This window comes from Thermobifida sp. (assembly GCF_017577275.1).
Taxonomy (GTDB): Bacteria; Actinomycetota; Actinomycetes; order Streptosporangiales; family Streptosporangiaceae; genus Thermobifida; species Thermobifida fusca.
Window position 1 is genome coordinate 317,521 of sequence record NZ_PITY01000020.1, and the last position, 17,362, is coordinate 334,882.

At 67.3% G+C, this 17,362-nt stretch carries 11 protein-coding genes; 3 read left to right on the forward strand and 8 right to left on the reverse strand.

Annotated elements, in window-relative coordinates; all coding sequences use genetic code 11:
- The first annotated feature begins 366 nt into the window (after nucleotides 1-366).
- The 3 genes from CW348_RS06480 (at nucleotide 367) to CW348_RS06490 (ending at nucleotide 3,696) form a co-directional block, all read left to right on the forward strand.
- Nucleotides 367-2,157 (forward strand): glycoside hydrolase family 6 protein, encoded by a 1,791-nt coding sequence (locus tag CW348_RS06480; protein ID WP_038043313.1) that lies wholly within the window; start codon nucleotides 367-369, stop codon nucleotides 2,155-2,157.
- A 300-nt stretch (nucleotides 2,158-2,457) separates the two neighbouring features.
- On the forward strand, nucleotides 2,458-2,796 hold the full coding sequence (locus CW348_RS06485; protein ID WP_011291066.1) for an antibiotic biosynthesis monooxygenase: 339 nt from the start codon (nucleotides 2,458-2,460) through the stop codon (nucleotides 2,794-2,796).
- 126 nt (nucleotides 2,797-2,922) lie between these two features.
- Nucleotides 2,923-3,696, forward strand: coding sequence for a DUF3152 domain-containing protein (locus CW348_RS06490; protein WP_011291065.1), 774 nt, complete (start codon nucleotides 2,923-2,925; stop codon nucleotides 3,694-3,696).
- 67 nt (nucleotides 3,697-3,763) lie between these two features.
- On the opposite strand, the gene cimA is transcribed toward CW348_RS06490, so the two are convergent.
- The 8 genes from cimA to CW348_RS06530 form a co-directional block, all read right to left on the reverse strand.
- Entirely contained in the window at nucleotides 3,764-5,347 is a 1,584-nt protein-coding gene (gene cimA / locus CW348_RS06495) for a citramalate synthase (RefSeq protein ID WP_011291064.1), read from the reverse strand.
- Between the two features lie 294 nt (nucleotides 5,348-5,641).
- Nucleotides 5,642-6,763: a branched-chain amino acid aminotransferase gene (locus tag CW348_RS06500; protein WP_011291063.1), complete on the reverse strand. Its 1,122-nt coding sequence runs from the start codon at nucleotides 6,761-6,763 to the stop codon at nucleotides 5,642-5,644.
- Between the two features lie 209 nt (nucleotides 6,764-6,972).
- Entirely contained in the window at nucleotides 6,973-8,037 is a 1,065-nt protein-coding gene (locus CW348_RS06505; RefSeq protein WP_011291062.1) for a 3-isopropylmalate dehydrogenase, read from the reverse strand.
- 703 nt (nucleotides 8,038-8,740) lie between these two features.
- The gene (gene serA / locus CW348_RS06510) at nucleotides 8,741-10,327 is read right to left on the reverse strand and encodes a phosphoglycerate dehydrogenase (protein ID WP_011291061.1); all 1,587 of its coding nucleotides are present in this window, start codon (nucleotides 10,325-10,327) and stop codon (nucleotides 8,741-8,743) included.
- Nucleotides 10,328-10,566: 239 nt separating this feature from the next.
- Nucleotides 10,567-11,562 (reverse strand): ketol-acid reductoisomerase, encoded by a 996-nt coding sequence (gene ilvC, locus CW348_RS06515; RefSeq protein WP_011291060.1) that lies wholly within the window; start codon nucleotides 11,560-11,562, stop codon nucleotides 10,567-10,569.
- Nucleotides 11,563-11,681: 119 nt separating this feature from the next.
- Nucleotides 11,682-12,206, reverse strand: coding sequence for an acetolactate synthase small subunit (ilvN, locus tag CW348_RS06520; protein ID WP_011291059.1), 525 nt, complete (start codon nucleotides 12,204-12,206; stop codon nucleotides 11,682-11,684).
- Nucleotides 12,207-12,219: 13 nt separating this feature from the next.
- Nucleotides 12,220-13,989, reverse strand: a complete 1,770-nt coding sequence (locus CW348_RS06525; RefSeq protein ID WP_011291058.1) for an acetolactate synthase large subunit — start codon at nucleotides 13,987-13,989, stop codon at nucleotides 12,220-12,222.
- A gap of 342 nt (nucleotides 13,990-14,331) precedes the next feature.
- On the reverse strand, nucleotides 14,332-17,037 hold the full coding sequence (locus CW348_RS06530) for a bifunctional diguanylate cyclase/phosphodiesterase (RefSeq protein WP_104612517.1): 2,706 nt from the start codon (nucleotides 17,035-17,037) through the stop codon (nucleotides 14,332-14,334).
- Nucleotides 17,038-17,362 lie beyond the last annotated feature (325 nt).

Genomic DNA, 17,362 nt, shown 5'->3' on the forward strand with positions numbered 1-17,362 from the left:
CGCGGTATTTACAACCGGTCATGAAGTGGCTACTCTCTTTTGGGAGCGCTCCCGTGCCGCTAGTCACACTGGGACGTGAATGGCGTCACGGTAGGGCTCGTCGTGTGACACGCATTTTCGACCCTGCTTTAAGTCCCTAAGTGGGAGCGCTCCCAGCCTTCGGGAGAACTCCCACACAACCAACCGTCCGACGCCACTCTCCCAGCGCTCAAACGGAGGCAGCAGTGTTCACCATCCCCCGCTCCCCTCCGGGGCGCCCGGCCGTCGTCCGCGCAACCACGCCGACCGGTCGGCTGAACACTGCAGCGTCCGGTTCTCGACCATCCCCTTGCGAGAGAACATCCTCCAACCAAGGAAGACACCGATATGAGTAAAGTTCGTGCCACGAACAGACGTTCGTGGATGCGGCGCGGCCTGGCAGCCGCCTCTGGACTGGCGCTTGGCGCCTCTATGGTGGCGTTCGCTGCTCCGGCCAACGCCGCCGGCTGCTCGGTGGACTACACGGTCAACTCCTGGGGTACCGGGTTCACCGCCAACGTCACCATCACCAACCTCGGCAGTGCGATCAACGGCTGGACCCTGGAGTGGGACTTCCCCGGCAACCAGCAGGTGACCAACCTGTGGAACGGGACCTACACCCAGTCCGGGCAGCACGTGTCGGTCAGCAACGCCCCGTACAACGCCTCCATCCCGGCCAACGGAACGGTTGAGTTCGGGTTCAACGGCTCCTACTCGGGCAGCAACGACATCCCCTCCTCCTTCAAGCTGAACGGGGTTACCTGCGACGGCTCGGACGACCCCGACCCCGAGCCCAGCCCCTCCCCCAGCCCTTCCCCCAGCCCCACAGACCCGGATGAGCCGGGCGGCCCGACCAACCCGCCCACCAACCCCGGCGAGAAGGTCGACAACCCGTTCGAGGGCGCCAAGCTGTACGTGAACCCGGTCTGGTCGGCCAAGGCCGCCGCTGAGCCGGGCGGTTCCGCGGTCGCCAACGAGTCCACCGCTGTCTGGCTGGACCGTATCGGCGCCATCGAGGGCAACGACAGCCCGACCACCGGCTCCATGGGTCTGCGCGACCACCTGGAGGAGGCCGTCCGCCAGTCCGGTGGCGACCCGCTGACCATCCAGGTCGTCATCTACAACCTGCCCGGCCGCGACTGCGCCGCGCTGGCCTCCAACGGTGAGCTGGGTCCCGATGAACTCGACCGCTACAAGAGCGAGTACATCGACCCGATCGCCGACATCATGTGGGACTTCGCAGACTACGAGAACCTGCGGATCGTCGCCATCATCGAGATCGACTCCCTGCCCAACCTCGTCACCAACGTGGGCGGGGACGGCGGCACCGAGCTCTGCGCCTACATGAAGCAGAACGGCGGCTACGTCAACGGTGTCGGCTACGCCCTCCGCAAGCTGGGCGAGATCCCGAACGTCTACAACTACATCGACGCCGCCCACCACGGCTGGATCGGCTGGGACTCCAACTTCGGCCCCTCGGTGGACATCTTCTACGAGGCCGCCAACGCCTCCGGCTCCACCGTGGACTACGTGCACGGCTTCATCTCCAACACGGCCAACTACTCGGCCACTGTGGAGCCGTACCTGGACGTCAACGGCACCGTTAACGGCCAGCTCATCCGCCAGTCCAAGTGGGTTGACTGGAACCAGTACGTCGACGAGCTCTCCTTCGTCCAGGACCTGCGTCAGGCCCTGATCGCCAAGGGCTTCCGGTCCGACATCGGTATGCTCATCGACACCTCCCGCAACGGCTGGGGTGGCCCGGACCGTCCGACCGGACCGAGCTCCTCCACCGACCTCAACACCTACGTTGACGAGAGCCGTATCGACCGCCGTATCCACCCCGGTAACTGGTGCAACCAGGCCGGTGCGGGCCTCGGCGAGCGGCCCACGGTCAACCCGGCTCCCGGTGTTGACGCCTACGTCTGGGTGAAGCCCCCGGGTGAGTCCGACGGCGCCAGCGAGGAGATCCCGAACGACGAGGGCAAGGGCTTCGACCGCATGTGCGACCCGACCTACCAGGGCAACGCCCGCAACGGCAACAACCCCTCGGGTGCGCTGCCCAACGCCCCCATCTCCGGCCACTGGTTCTCTGCCCAGTTCCGCGAGCTGCTGGCCAACGCCTACCCGCCTCTGTAAAGCGGAGTGAGGCAACGGCTGACAGCCTCAACGAGGAACTGATCAGCACCTCCTAGCCGGAGACGGCGCCCGTCCACTCCCCGTGGGCGGGCGCCGCTTTTATGCCGACCCGTGCCCCAGCCGCAAGGGGCACGGGTCGGCCTATTCCGGCGATGTCGGTCACGTCGCCCTAGCACCCGGAAACGCCGAGAAAGACTGCCCCGAAACGGTCCTCTCCCATCCCTGCATTAGGTTGGGCCGCAGTCCGGCCTATGGCTTCGTGGGCCGGAACCCAACCCACCATCAACGAGAGGTATCACCATGGCCAGTGTGGTGAAATTCAATGTGCTGACGGTTCCTCCCGGTGCCGGCGCCACCCTGGAGGAGCGTTTCGCCAAGCGCGCAGGCCTCGTGGAGAACCAGCCCGGCTTTGAGGAGTTCCAACTGCTGCGTCCCGTCGACGGGACCGACAAGTACATCGTCTACACGCGCTGGCGCTCCGAAGAGGACTACCAGAACTGGCTGAACAGCGAGGCCTTCCAGCGCGGACACGCCCAGGCCTCTGAAGACTCCCGCCGCAGCAGCCAGGGCGGCCCGGCCGCGTCCGCGAGTGAACTCTGGTCCTTCGAAGTCGTCCAGCACGTCCAGGCCCAGGACTGATCCCGGTGCGGCCCTCGGTTCTTCACCGGGGGCCGCCCACCCCCTTCATCCCTTTTCTTCTCCCCCGCACCCCTTTTGATCTGCAATGATGGAATTTGCGATTCTTGAGAAAGGCCGATCGTGTCCATGACTGCGCAGAAGGCAGGACGACCACGCCGTACCGGTCGACATCGACGGCGTCAACTGCCAGTGGGGACTATCGCGGGGCTGATTGTCGCGCTGTCAGGCGTGGGGATGGTCTCGGCCAACGTGCTCCCGTGGGAACCGTCGGACCCGGCATCCGTGGTCCCCGCCACCTCGCAGGGCAGCAGTTCTCCCATGACGCCGGAGCCCTCGCCGTCCCCGGTACCCCCACTGCTGCGCTCCGTGGTCGAAGAGGTGCCCAGCGCAAGCGGAGAACTGCGGGTCGTCGAAGGTGACGGGGAGGTCGTCGGCGAAGGCACGCTCCTGCGCTACCTGGTGGAGGTCGAAGAAGGGCTTCCCGGAGACCCCGCCGACTTCGCTGCAGCGGTCGAGCACGTGCTCAGCGACCCCCGAAGCTGGACCCACGACGGCACGCTGGCCTTCCAGCGGGTCGACGAAGAACCAGTGGACTTCCGGGTCACCCTCGCCTCCCCCGAGACCGTAGACCAGCAGTGCGCGCCACTGCAGACCAACGGCTACGTCTCCTGCTTCTCCGGGGAACGCGCGATGATCAACCAGAACCGCTGGGTGTCCGGCGTGCCGCACTTCGACGGCGACCTGGAGACCTACCGCGCCTACGTCATCAACCACGAAGTCGGCCACGCGCTCGGCTACGGCCACGTGGACTGCCCTGCCCCCGGGGAACCCGCGCCAGTCATGCAGCAGCAGACGTTCGGGCTGCAGGGGTGTGAGAAGAACGGGTGGGTGAGCCCCTGACCAGGGTCAGGGGCCGCCCGCGCGGCAAGGGCAGCCGGGCAGCGCCCTGTCCCGGCTGCCCGCCACGTCACTGCTGGGTGTAGCCGCGGCGCAGCAGCCCGTAGGTGAGGGCCTGCTCCAGCGCCGTCCACGACGCCTCGATGACGTTCTCACCCACTCCGACCGTCGTCCACTCGCCCTGCCCGTCACTGCAGTCGATGAGCACCCGGGTGACCGCGTCCGTTCCGGACGTGCCCTCCAGGATGCGGACCTTGTAGTCGACTAGTTCCATCGTGGCCAGGTCGGGGTAGACGCTCTCCAGCGCCGAGCGCAGTGCCCGGTCCAGGGCGTTGACCGGACCGTTGCCTTCCCCGGTTGCCACCACCCGCTCACCCTTGACGTAGAGCTTCACCGTGGCCTCGCTGGCGCTGGACCCGTCGGGGCGCCGCTCGGAGATAGTGCGCCACGACTCCACTTCGAAGTACCGCACCGGCTGGCCGATCTCTTCGCGCAGCAGCAGCTCCAAGGAGGCGTCGGCCGCTTCGAAGCTGTACCCGGCCATCTCCATGTCCTTGACCCGCTCCACGATCCGGCCCAGGGTCTCGCGGTCGCCGGACAAGTCCACGCCGAGCTCTTTCGCCTTCAGCTCCACCGAGGCCCGCCCGGCCATGTCGGAGACCAGCATGCGCATGTCGTTGCCGACCAGCGCCGGGTCGATGTGCTGGTAGAGGTCCGGGTCCACCTTGATCGCAGAAGCGTGCAGCCCGGCCTTGTGGGCGAAGGCGGAGATGCCGACGTAGGGCTGGTGGGTGGCTGGAGCGATGTTCGCGATCTCGGCGATGGCCTGGGACACCCGGGTCATCTCGCGCAGGCAGCCTTCGGGCAGCACATTGCGGCCGCGTTTGAGCACCAAGGCGGGGACGACCGAGAACAGGTTGGCGTTGCCGACCCGCTCCCCGTACCCGTTGGCGGTGCACTGGACGTGGGTGGCGCCCGCGTCGACCGCGGCCAGCGTGTTGGCCACGGCGCACCCCGAGTCGTCCTGGGCGTGGATGCCCAGCCGGGCCCCGGTGGCTTCGCGGACTTCGCTGACGATCTGGAAGACGTCGGACGGCAGCATGCCGCCGTTGGTGTCGCACAGCACCACCACGGAGGCCCCCGCCTCGGCCGCGGTGCGCACCACACGGAGTGCGTATTCGGGGTTGTGCCGGTACCCGTCAAAGAAGTGCTCGCAGTCAACGAAGACGCGCTGTCCCTGGCCCAGCAGGAAGGAGACCGTGTCCGCGATCATCTCGAGGTTCTCCTCGAGCGTGGTGCGCAGCGCCAGTTCGACGTGCCGGTCGTCGCTCTTCGCCACGAGGGTGACGACGGGCGCCCCGGAGTCGCGCAACGCGAGCACCTGGGGGTCCTTCGCAGCCGTGGTTCCCGCCCGCCGGGTCGAGCCGAACGCGGTGAGCTGCGCATGTTTGAGGGACAGTTCTGTTTGGGCCCGTCGGAAGAATTCTGTGTCCTTCGGATTCGCGCCGGGCCAGCCGCCCTCGATGAAACCCACACCGAACTCGTCGAGCAGCTTCGCGACCGCAAGTTTGTCGGCGACGGTGAAGTTGATGCCTTCGCGCTGAGCGCCGTCACGCAGGGTCGTGTCGAATACGTGGAAACTGTCGTCCAGCATGTGGGAACTCCCGGGTCTGGTCTGTGTCACCTGGTGGCCGACCCGCTCCCGCCAACAAAAAAGACCTCTCGTGGACACGAGAGGTCTGCGCGCTGGCGGGGTCCGTTTCAGCCAGCGCGCCTCACGATAATGATCGCCTGAGGCGGCATAGCACCAAGTGTGCCACATCTTGTTCTCTGGGTGCACCCAGGCCCCACATGCACCTGGGGTTTCCCGAGCGGGGGTAGCTCGGGAAACCCCAGGATCGTCACACCGGTGTGCTGGGCTTATGGCCGGTTCGCTCACCCGCGCCCATTAGCGGCCGAACTTGCGGATCCAGCCGTGGGAGTCGGGGCGGGTGCCGTACTGCAGGCCGACGAGCTCCTCCCGCAGGCGCATGGTGATGGGGCCGGGGGTGCCGTCACCGATCTGGAACTCGCCCTGCCGACTCTTCACGTGCGAGACGGGGGTAATGACGGCGGCAGTACCGCAGGCGAACACCTCGGTGAGCTCTCCACTGGCCGCGGCCTCCCGCCACTCGTCGGTAGAAATCCGCCCCTCTTCCACCGGGTAGCCGAGGTCGGGGGCGAGCTTCAGCAGCGAGTCACGGGTGATGCCGGGCAGGAGGGTGCCGGTCAGTTCAGGGGTGAGGAGGCGGGCGTTCTCTCCGGAACCGAAGACGAAGAAGAGGTTCATGCCGCCCATCTCCTCCACCCAGCGGTGTTCCACTGCGTCCAGCCAGACGACCTGGTCGCAGCCCTGTTCGACGGCTTGGGCCTGGGCCAGGAAGCTGGCCGCGTAGTTGCCGCCGAACTTGGCCGCACCGGTTCCGCCGGGCGCAGCCCGCGTGTAGTCCTCGCACAGCCACACGGTGACCGGTTTGACCCCGTTGGCGAAGTAGCCGCCGGACGGGGAAGCGATCAGCACGAACAGGTAGCTGCTGGACGGGCTGTTGACGCCCAGGCCGACGTCGGTGGAGATCATGAAGGGGCGCAGGTACAGGCTGGTGTCAGCCTGGGTGGGGACCCAGTCGCCGTCGTAGGTGAGCAGGGTGTCGATCGCCCCCAGGAACAGTTCTTCGGGAAGTTCCGGCATCGCCATGCGCTTCGCACTGGAGTTGAACCGTGCGGCGTTGGCTTCCGGCCGGAAGCAGGCGATGCTGCCGTCGGGGTGGCGGTACGCTTTGAGCCCTTCGAAGATCTCCTGGGCGTAGTGCAGGACTGAGGTGGCCGGGTCCAGCGACAGCGGCCCGTAGGGCTCGAGTCGGGCATCGTGCCAGCCGCGGTCTGCGGTGTAGCGGATGGTCACCATGTGGTCGGTGAACACTTTGCCGAACCCGGGGTTTTCCAGGATCGCCTCTCGCTCCTGCGGGGTCTTCCGCTCGGTGGAGAGTCGAATATCGAACGTCAACCCGCTTGTGGTGGTGCCGTTGCTCATGTGCTGCCGATCCTCTCGGATACGTCGGAACGGCGACGCTGCCGTCCCGAGGACTCTAGTGTGACGGAAACGACGCACCCGGAGCCAGAGCCAGACCCAAAACCGTGGACACGGCGACGGGCGCGCCATGGGCGCGCCCGTCGCATCAAGGGGTACTGGTGCTCAGCCGCGCCGCGCGTGAACAGCAGGGCATGAGCGGTGGTGTCCGCCTAGCCCTGCTCCGCTACTCGCTGAGCGATGTCGTCGCCAATCTGGGTGGTGGAGCGGACTCCACCGTTCTTAGCACGTTCCTGCAGGTCCTCGGCTACCGCCTGGTCGATTTGTGCTGCTGCGTCGGCGTAGCCCAGGTGTTCCAGCATGAGGGAGACAGACAGGATGGTCGCCGTGGGGTCAGCCTTGCCCTGTCCTGCGATGTCGGGTGCGGATCCGTGCACCGGCTCGAACATGCTGGGGAAGTCGCCCTCGGGGTTGATGTTGCCACTAGCGGCCAGGCCGATACCGCCGGCCACGGCCGCGCCGAGGTCGGTGATGATGTCGCCGAAGAGGTTGTCGGTGACCACCACGTCAAAGCGCCGCGGCTGGGTCACGAAGAACATGGTGGCTGCGTCGACGTGCAGGTAGTCGACTTCGACCTGGGGGTATTCGGCGCCGACCTCGCGGACCACGCGCTGCCACAGTTCGCCGGCGTAGGTCAGCACGTTGTCCTTGTGGACCAGGGTGAGCTTGTGACAGGGACGCTCAGCGGCTTTGGCGAAGGCGTAGCGGACGACGCGTTCCACACCGAGACGAGTGTTGACGCTGTCCTGGGTGGCGATCTCGTGGGGGGTGCCCTTGCGCAGCACGCCTCCCATGCCGGCGTAGGGGCCCTCAGTTCCCTCGCGCACGACCAGCATGTCGATGTCTTCGGGTGCGACACCGGCCAGCGGGGTGGTCACCCCCGGGTAGAGCCGGACCGGCCGCAGGTTGACGTAGTGCGAGAAGTTGAAGCGCAACCGCAGCAACAGGCCACGCTCCAGGACTCCACTGGGCACCGTGGGGTCGCCGACCGCTCCAAGGAGGATGGCGTCGTGCTGGCGCAGCTCCTCCTCGACCGCGTCCGGCAGGACCTCACCGGTGGCATGCCACCGTTGGGCACCCAACTCGTACTCGGTGGTGTCGAGGGTGAGTCCGTGCCGGGGGGCGACGGCGGAGAGGACCTTGAGCCCTTCGGCAACGACTTCGGGCCCGATGCCGTCACCGGGGATCACGGCCAGCTTCACAGTACGAGCGGACATAGGGAGCCTTGCCTGCCTTCAGTCTGATGGTGTCTTCACGGTGCGGCCGACACGCCGGGTTCCCAGCGGCGGACACGCGACCCGGTGTCTCATGAGTTGAGACGAGCGACAACAGGGATGAGACAAGAGTACCGAAGCAGGCGGGTTGTCGGTGAGGTCAGCACCCTTCCCCCGGGTGGAGGGCGCGCCGCCCAGTGGGAGTCGGCCGCGCACGGACCGGGCCCTCAGTGGCCGGTGGGGCCGCCGTTGTCTCGACGGTCCAGGGCGCGCTGCACGGCTTCGCGTGCCTCGTTGGCTTCAGCAGTCGTGGTTTCGTCCATGGTCAGTCCTCGATTCCTGATCCGGGAACCCATCGGGTTCAGGCATACGCCCCGATGGGTGAGCGTGGAGAAGCCGGACTCCCGGGCTTGAGGAGTGGGGCCGGGTCCGGCGTGACAACGCCTCCGGTGGGATCACCTGACCGGTCCGCAGTGCCAACGTCCTGGGTGAGGTAGTGGCACACCGTTCGCGCCGCGGGCGGTTCTCGTGGTCCGTCGCCCAGCAGGCACGCAACGCTATCTGCTAGGAAGACAGAATATCGGACGCCCAACTAAAAGGGCGGTCCAGGGCCCGGAAAATAGCGCCATACCGGACAAAGCACCCTGATGCCCGGCATAAGAAAAGGGCCCCTCCGAAGGAGCGGGCCCTGGCACGCTGCTGCCGGTCAGTCAACCAAGTCCACGCGGCTGATCTCGGCGCCGATCTCCTTGGAGATCGTCTCGAGGGTCTCGTCGGGGATCGCCGAGTCCACGGTCAGCGCGATCAGCGCCGCACCGCCCTCCTTGTCCCGGCTGACCTGCATGCCGGCGATGTTCACCTGCGCCTGTCCGAGCAGTTGGCCGACTACGCCGACCACACCGGGACGGTCGTGGTAGGAGAAGAACGCCATGTGCTCGCTGGGCGCGATCTCCATGGTGTAGCCGTTGACCTCGACAAGCTTCTCCAACTGGCGCGGCCCGGTCAGCGTGCCCGAGACCGACACGCGCTGGCCGTCGGAGAGGATGGCCCGCACCGTGATGACGTTGCGCCAGTCGGGGCTCTCCTCCTCGGTGGTCAGGCTCACCTCGATACCGCGCTCCTTGGCTACCAGAGGCGCGTTCACGTAGGTCACAGCCTCTTCCACGATGTCCGTGAAGAGGCCCTTGAGCGCGGCCAGCTCGATCACCTTGACGTCGTGGGCGACGATCTCGCCCCGGACCTCCACCTCGACCCGGGTGATCGCACCGTCGGCGAGCGCGGCGAGGATACGGCCGAGCTTCTCCGTCAGCGGCAGCCCCGGCTTGATGTCCTCGGCCACGCCCTTGCCCTGGATGTTGACCGCGTCCGGCACGAACTCGCCGGCGAGCGCAAGCTTGACGGACCGGGCCACCTGGGTCCCGGCCTTCTCCTGCGCCTCGTGCGTGCTGGCCCCCAGGTGCGGAGCCACCACCACGTTCTCCAGCTCGAACAGCGGGCTGTCCGTGCAAGGCTCCTTGGCGAACACGTCCAGCCCAGCGCCGGCCACACGACCTTCCTTGAGCGCGTGGTAGAGGGCCGTCTCGTCCACGATCCCGCCGCGCGCAGCGTTGATGATCCGGACCGTCGGCTTGACCTTGCGCAGCTCTTCCTCGCCGATCAGGCCGATCGTGTCCTTCGTCTTGGGCAGGTGGATCGTGATGAAGTCGCTGCGCTCCAGCAGCTCGTCGAGCTCGACGAGCTCCACCCCCAGCTGCGCGGCCCGGGCAGGCTGCACGAAGGGGTCGTAGGCGATCAGCTTGGTGCCGAACGCCTGGAGCCGCTGGGCGACGAGCACGCCGATCCGTCCCAGGCCCACGATGCCGACGGTTTTGTCGTACAGTTCGACGCCGGTGTACTTGGAACGCTTCCACTCGCCGCGCACGAGGGCCGCGTGGGCAGCAGCAGTGTTGCGGGCCGTGGCCAAGAGCAGGTTGATGGCCTGTTCCGCTGCACTGATGATGTTGGAGGTGGGCGCGTTGACGACGAGCACGCCCGCCTTGGTGGCGGCCTCGACATCCACGTTGTCCAGTCCGACGCCCGCACGCGCCACAACCTTGAGGGAGGGCGCCGCGGCCAGCACCTCAGCGTCCACTTTGGTGGCGCTGCGCACGATCAGCGCGTCGACTCCGGCGAGCGCGGGAAGGAGCTGGGAACGGTCGGCGCCGTTGACGTGGCGGACTTCAAAGTCCTCTTCCAACAGCGCGATTCCTGCGGGCGAAAGTTCTTCCGCGACCAGGACGACTGGCTTGGGCACAACGAATTCCTTAGAGGGAGTGCGTGTGGGTTCGACTGCGGTCGCAGCCACGACATTGCCGGCGTCGGCTCCGGCCAGGCGCCAGAACGAGGAGAAGTCTAGCGCTGGGTGGCTCTACCGTGACAGGAATCCAGCTTAACCGACCCCCTGTCCCGGGATTGGTGTGGACCACCCCTCCACGCGAGGAGGGTCCCGGAGTGTCACACACCCGGGACCCGTGAGCGACTGCCGTAGCCGGATCAGTTCTTCAGCCAGCTCATCAGCGAGCGCAGCTCAGTGCCGACCTTCTCGATCTGCTCGCCCTGCTCGGCCTCACGCCGCTTGAGGAAGTTCGGACGGCCCTTGTCGAACTCCTCCACCAGCTCCTTGGCGTAGGTGCCGTCCTGGACCTCCTGGAGGATCTTGCGCATCTCCTCGCGGGTGGACTCGGTGATGACGCGCGGACCCCGGGTGTAGCCGCCGTACTCGGCGTTGTCCGACACCGACCAGTACATCTTGGAGATGCCGCCCTCGTACATGAGGTCGACGATGAGCTTCATCTCGTGCAGGCACTCGAAGTAGGCCACCTCAGGCTGGTAGCCCGCCTCGACCAGGGTGGCGAAGCCGGCCTTGATCAGCTCGGAAACGCCGCCGCAGAGCACGGCCTGCTCGCCGAACAGGTCGGTCTCGGTCTCTTCCTTGAAGGTGGTCTTCAGCGCACCGGCGCGGGTGCCGCCGATGGCCTTGGCGTAGGAGAGGGCCAGGTCCCAGGCCGAACCGGAGGCGTCCTTCTCCACGGCGACCAGCACGGGAACGCCGCGGCCGGCCTCGAACTGGCGGCGCACCAGGTGGCCCGGGCCCTTGGGGGCGACCATCGCCACGTCCACACCCTCCGGCGGGGTGATGAGGCCGTAGCGGATGCTGAAACCGTGCCCGAAGAACAGCGCGTCGCCCTCGTTGAGGTGCGGGGCGATCTCGTTGGCGTACAGGTCGCGGTGGATGTGGTCGGGCACCAGGATCATGATGAGGTCGGCTTCCTGGGCCGCCTCCGCCGGTGTGACGACCCGCAGGCCGTCCTCTTCGGCCTTGGCCCGGCTCTTCGAGCTCTCGGGGAGCCCGACCCGCACGTCGACGCCGGAATCCCGCAACGACAGCGCGTGCGCGTGCCCCTGGCTGCCATAGCCGATGACGGCGACGGTACGCCCCTGGATGATATTCAGGTCTGCGTCGTCGTCGTAGTACATCTGTGCTGCCACTTCGGCTTAACTCCTTGCTGAGAGATCTGTCGTCCGTACGACGCGACGGGCGGAACCGGGCCGGACGCCGCCGCGCCGGGACTTGTGGAATCCCCGGCGGGAATCCCCGGGATACAGGGTCAGGCGCTGCGCTCGACCACGCGCAGCGACCGGTCAGTGATGGACCTGGGACCGCGGCCGAGAGCCACCACTCCCGACTTCACTAGTTCCTTGATCCCGAACGGCTCCAGGTTACGGATCAGCGCTTGGAGCTTCTCCGGTTGCCCGGTGGCCTCGATGACCACCACGTCCGGGTTCACGTCGACGACGTTGGCGCGGAACAACTGGGCCGTCTCCAGCACGTGGGAACGGTTGCTCGAATCGGCTTTGACCTTGATGAGCAGCAGTTCCCGACGCACCGACGCCTCGGGGTCCATCTCGACGATTTTGATGACGTTGACCAGCTTGTTGAGCTGCTTGGTCACCTGCTCCAGGGGATGGCGGTCGCAGTTGACCACGATTGTCATGCGGGACAGCCCCTCATATTCGGTGGGTCCCACCGTGAGGGAGTGGATGTTGAAGCCGCGACGGGAGAACAGGGAGGCTACGCGAGCGAGCACTCCAGGCGTGTCCTCCACCAGGACGGACAGCGTGTGCAGACTCATTCGTCAACCTCTCCTATTCTTCCTCGTCGTCCCATTCAGGCGCCATGTCGCGCGCGTACTGGATGTCGTCGTTGCTGACTCCAGCCGGGACCATCGGCCAGACCATTGCGTCGTGGTGGACCGTGAAATCGATCACCACGGGCACGTCGTTGATGGCCATGGCTTTCTCGATGGTGGCGTCCACGTCTTCTGCGCGGTCGCAACGCAGCCCGACACAACCGTACGCCTCTGCGAGGCGGACGAAGTCCGGAATGCGCACCTTCCCGTCTTCGGGGGTGGGCGCGGTGTGCAGGTTGGTGTTGGAGTAGCGGCCGTCGTAGAACAGGGTCTGCCACTGGCGGACCATACCGAGGTTGCCGTTGTTGATCACCGCAACCTTGATCGGGATGCCTTCGATCGCGCAGGTGGCCAGCTCCTGGTTGGTCATCTGGAAGCAGCCGTCGCCGTCGATCGCCCAGATGACCCGATCGGGGTCGCCGACCTTGGCGCCGAGGGCCGCGGGGATGGCGAAGCCCATCGTTCCGGCGCCGCCCGAGTTGACGAAGGAGCCGGGACGCTGGTGGTCGATGAACTGGGCAGCCCACATCTGGTGCTGGCCCACTCCGGCGACGTAGGTGGCGTCGGGGCCGACGATCTGGCCGATGCGCTTGATCACGTACTGGGGGGCGAGCGAACCGTCCTCCGGCTCGGTGTAGCCCAGCGGGTAGGTCTCGCGCATTCGGTTGAGCTGCTCCCACCACGCGGTGTAGTCGCCCTGGCGTCCGGCGGCTTGGTCGGCACGGACCGCCACGATCAGATCCGCGATGACCTCCCGGCAGTCGCCCACGATCGGCACGTCGGCGTACCGGTTCTTGGAGATCTCGGCCGGGTCGATGTCGGCGTGCACGATGGTGGCGTGGGGGGCGAACGAGCTGAGCTTGCCGGTGACCCGGTCATCGAACCGGGCGCCCAGCGCCACGATCAGGTCGGCGCGCTGCAGGGCGCCGACCGCGGCGACGGTGCCGTGCATTCCCGGCATGCCGAGGTTCTGGGGATGGCTGCTGGGGAAGGTGCCCAGTGCCATGAGGGTGGTGACGACCGGAATCCCTGTCAGTTCAGCCAGTACACGCAGTTCTTTGGACGCACCCGATTTGAACACTCCGCCGCCGACGTAGAGCACGGGGCGTTTGGCTTCGGCGATCAGCCGTGCCGCCTCCCGCACCTGCTTACCGTGCGGTTTGGTGACGGGGCGGTAGCCGGGCAGTTCGGGCCGTTGCGGCCATTCGAAGCGGGTCTGTGCTTGCAGCGCGTCCTTGGCGATGTCCACGAGGACCGGGCCAGGACGGCCGGTGGAGGCGATGTGGAAGGCCTCGGCGATGGTGCTGGCGATCTTGGAGGGGTCCCGGACCAGGAAGTTGTGCTTGGTGATCGGCATGGTGATGCCGCAGATGTCGGCTTCCTGGAACGCGTCGGTGCCGATCGCCGGGCTGGCCACCTGCCCGGTGATCGCGACCACGGGGACCGAGTCCATGTAGGCGTCTGCAAGCGGGGTCACCAGGTTGGTCGCGCCGGGGCCACTGGTGGCGATACACACCCCTGGTCGTCCCGTGGCGTAGGCATATCCTTCGGCTGCGTGCCCGGCCCCCTGCTCGTGGCGCATGAGGATGTGGCGCACCTTGGTGGAGTCGTACAGCGGGTCGTAGGCGGGGAGGATCGCCCCCCCAGGGATTCCGAACACGACATCGACGCCGACATGCTCCAGCGCCCTGATGAGCGATTGGGCTCCGGTCATCTGCTCGGTCATCACTAGATCCTTCGGAGAGGGCGGGTAACGCGTGACTGGCAACAAAAAAACCCCCACCGCGTAGCGGTTGAGGGGAGCGCGCAGCGTCGACTCGGTCAGCGGGCTGCGCGCTGACCAAGTACGAGAATCAGAAAGTTGCTCTGCACGTCAACAACAATGACCGAGCTGAGGGTGTCACGTCAAACAGAACGCCCATTCGTCTCACAATGTGAGATACACACTCCGCTATTCGAACCGGGGGCGCCTGATGGGCACCCTCTCCCCCACACCCGTCTGACCTGGACTTTCTTGGGGTAAGCGCCGGCATTCTCCGGCCGCCGTGGACGGACTGTGCCGGGAATCTCACAGCGCGGCGGCGTTCGTTTCGCCGCCCACCAAGGCTTCCACCCCGGCAGCGTCCATCGGCCGTCCCACCAGGAACCCCTGGCCGTAGGCGCACCCCATCTCCCGCAGCCGCCGCAACTGCCACGGGTGTTCGATCCCCTCAGCGACCACCTGCACCCCCAGGTCCTGGCCCAGGCGGATGAGAGTCCGCGTCAACAGGGTCACCGTCTCATCGGCGTCCAAGTCTCGGACGAACGACGGGTCGATCTTGATCTCGTCCACGCGCAGCCGCCGCAAATGGGACAGGGACGCGTGGCCCATCCCGAAGTCGTCCACGGCCAGCCGGACCCCCAGCTCGCGCAGCTTGGTGAGGTGCTCCGCCGCGACCACCGGGTTCTCCAGCAGGACCTCCTCGTCGACCTCCACGGTCAGCGCTTCCGCGTTGAGCCCGCTCTCCGCGAGCACTTCCTCCACGCTCTGCACGAACCCCGCGGAGAGCACCTGCCGGGCCGACACGTTCACTGACAAGCCGATGTCCAACCCTGTCGTGGCGCGCCACACCGCGACCTTCTGGCAGGCCTCCCGCAGGATCCACTCGCCCAGCGGGACGATGAGCCCCGACTCCTCAGCAGGGCCGAGGAACTCCTCCGGGGGCACGAGCGACCCGTCCGCCCGCCGCCACCGCACGAGCGCCTCCACCGCGGTCACCTGGGAAGTCTCCAAGCTGACGACCGGCTGGTACTCCAGGACAAACGCGTGCTCCGCGAGCGCCTGCCGCAGCTCGGTCTGCAGTTCGAGCCGCTCCACCACCTGGGCGTGCATGTGCGCCGCGTACACCTCGACGCGGCCGCCGCCGTGCTCCTTGGCCCGCGCCATCGCCATGTCCGCGTTGCGCAGCAGCTCCGCCCCGTCGATCCCCGGCTCCGCGAACGCGACCCCCACGCTGGCGGTCACGATCACGTCGCGGTCCGCCACCGGGAAAGGCTCGCCCTCGATCACCTGGATCATCCGCTCGGCCAAGTCGACCACGCTGTCGGCCCGCGGACGGTCCTCCACCAGCGCCACGAACTCGTCGCTGCCCCACCGGGCCAGCGTGTCACCCGTGTCCAAAACTGCGCGCAGCCGGTGTCCGACCTGGGCGAGCAGGTAGTCGCCGAACGCGTGCCCCGCAGAGTCGTTGACCGCGGTGAACCCGTCCAGGTCCAGGAAAATGACGGCGACCTCCGGCTGTTCCCGGCCGCCCTCCGCCTCAGCGTGCCCGCTCAGCACCTCCCGGACCCGCTCTTCGAGGTAGGCGCGGTTCGGCAGCCCGGTCACCCCGTCGTGGAAAGTCAGGTGGTCGACCTGCTTCTGCAGCTCCACCTGGGCGCTGATGTCGCGCGTGGTCAACAGGAACCGGACCGGCTCACCGGGGCGTTCGTATACCGAGACGGTGGACGTGGTGTGCCGCCAGGTGCCGTCGGCGGCACGCACCCGGGCGCGCACCCGCGCGCTCTCCGCCCCGTTCCGCAGCTCGGCGGCGGCAGCGGCCAAGTCGGGCAGGTCCTCGGGGTGGACGAGCGACGTGACCGGCTCCGCGAGCAGCGGATCGCCGTCGCGGTACCCGAACATGGCGCCCGCCCCCGGGCTCATGTAGCAGATCCGGCAGTCCTCTTCCAGGATCACGATGATGTCGCCGCTGTGCTCCGCCAGATCGTGCAGGTGTCGCTCCCGGGTCTGCACGATTCGCGCCAAGACGGTGGTCTCGTCCATCAAGCCGACCATGCGCACCAGGAGGACGAGGACCGCGGATCCCGCGGTGAGCGGGAGCACCGGGGCGATGCCTTCCGCGCGCAGCCCGGCAATGGTGATGACCACGGCCGCCGTGCTCAACGCGGTGACCGCGGCGATCTCCGGGGCGACCCGGTAGAGGCCGCGTCCGGTGATCCGCCGGGGCGCCGTTCCCGGCTTCCGCTTCACCACTGCCGGGATCGCGCCCAGCAGCAGGAAGCCCAGCAGCCGCACCGGGTACTCGATTCCTCCCGCGACCGCCTCCCCGGACAGTCGGCCCACCGCCCCGATGAGGTCGGCAGCGCAGATGGTGACGAACGCGCCCATCGCGAGCAGCACCGCGCGCCGGGTGCTGTGCGGTGAGGTGAGGACCAGGGGCGCCAGCAGGCACACCACGGCGATGTCCGTGACCGGATAGACCAGCGCGAACGCCATGGCCCCCGCATTGCCGCCCAGCTCCTGGTAGAGCGGTTGGAAGAGCACCAGCCACACGGTGCTGAACACCGCGGCGGCGCACACGTAGCTGTCTGTGACATGCCGGACCAGGGCCCGGGGGCGTCGCGGCAGCGGCGCGAACCGCAGGAAGCCCACCGTGAACAGGGGCAGCGCCACCAGGGAGAACAGGTCGCCGAAGGTCAGTGAGAACGCGCCCGCGTTGAGGAGGCCGGTGACCCCGTAAGTGATTGACCCCGCACACCAGGCCAGGGCAGCGAACCCGAACAGCCGCAGCGCCCCGGCACTGTCCGGGACGTCGCCGTCCGCACCCTCGACGCGCATCCGGGCGCGGGCAGCGTAGAGCAGTGCAGCTGCCGCTCCTGCGGCCGCCACCGCTGTGGGCCACGTCCCCGCCCATACAGTCAAGGGCACCTCACCGACACGGACGAGGGTGCCCAACACGTAGCTCAGGAACAAGCCCAGGATCGCGCTCAGCCATACCCGTGTCCCGCCCTTCATGGCGCCCTCCTCGCCTGGAGGGCTCCCTGAAGGGCGCTTCCGCTTCTGCGGAGGCTTTTCCTGGTGGTGTTGACCGCAGCCATGGGCACCCCTCCGTTGACGGCAGTGGAGTCCTTCGGGCTCACGTCCCGGGATGCGCCCCGGTGCACTGACAGGACCTACGTCCAGGTGGTCTGCCGGGCTTGCGTCGCTCTCTCCCGACCTTGCGCACCCGAAGGCCGCGGGGCCAGGCAGACCACGCTCCCGATAGGGGTGCGAGGTCTTCTCACGGCTTCTTCAGGTTGTCTCACGCTAGTCAACCAAGGTCACGGGGAGGTTGAGAGCA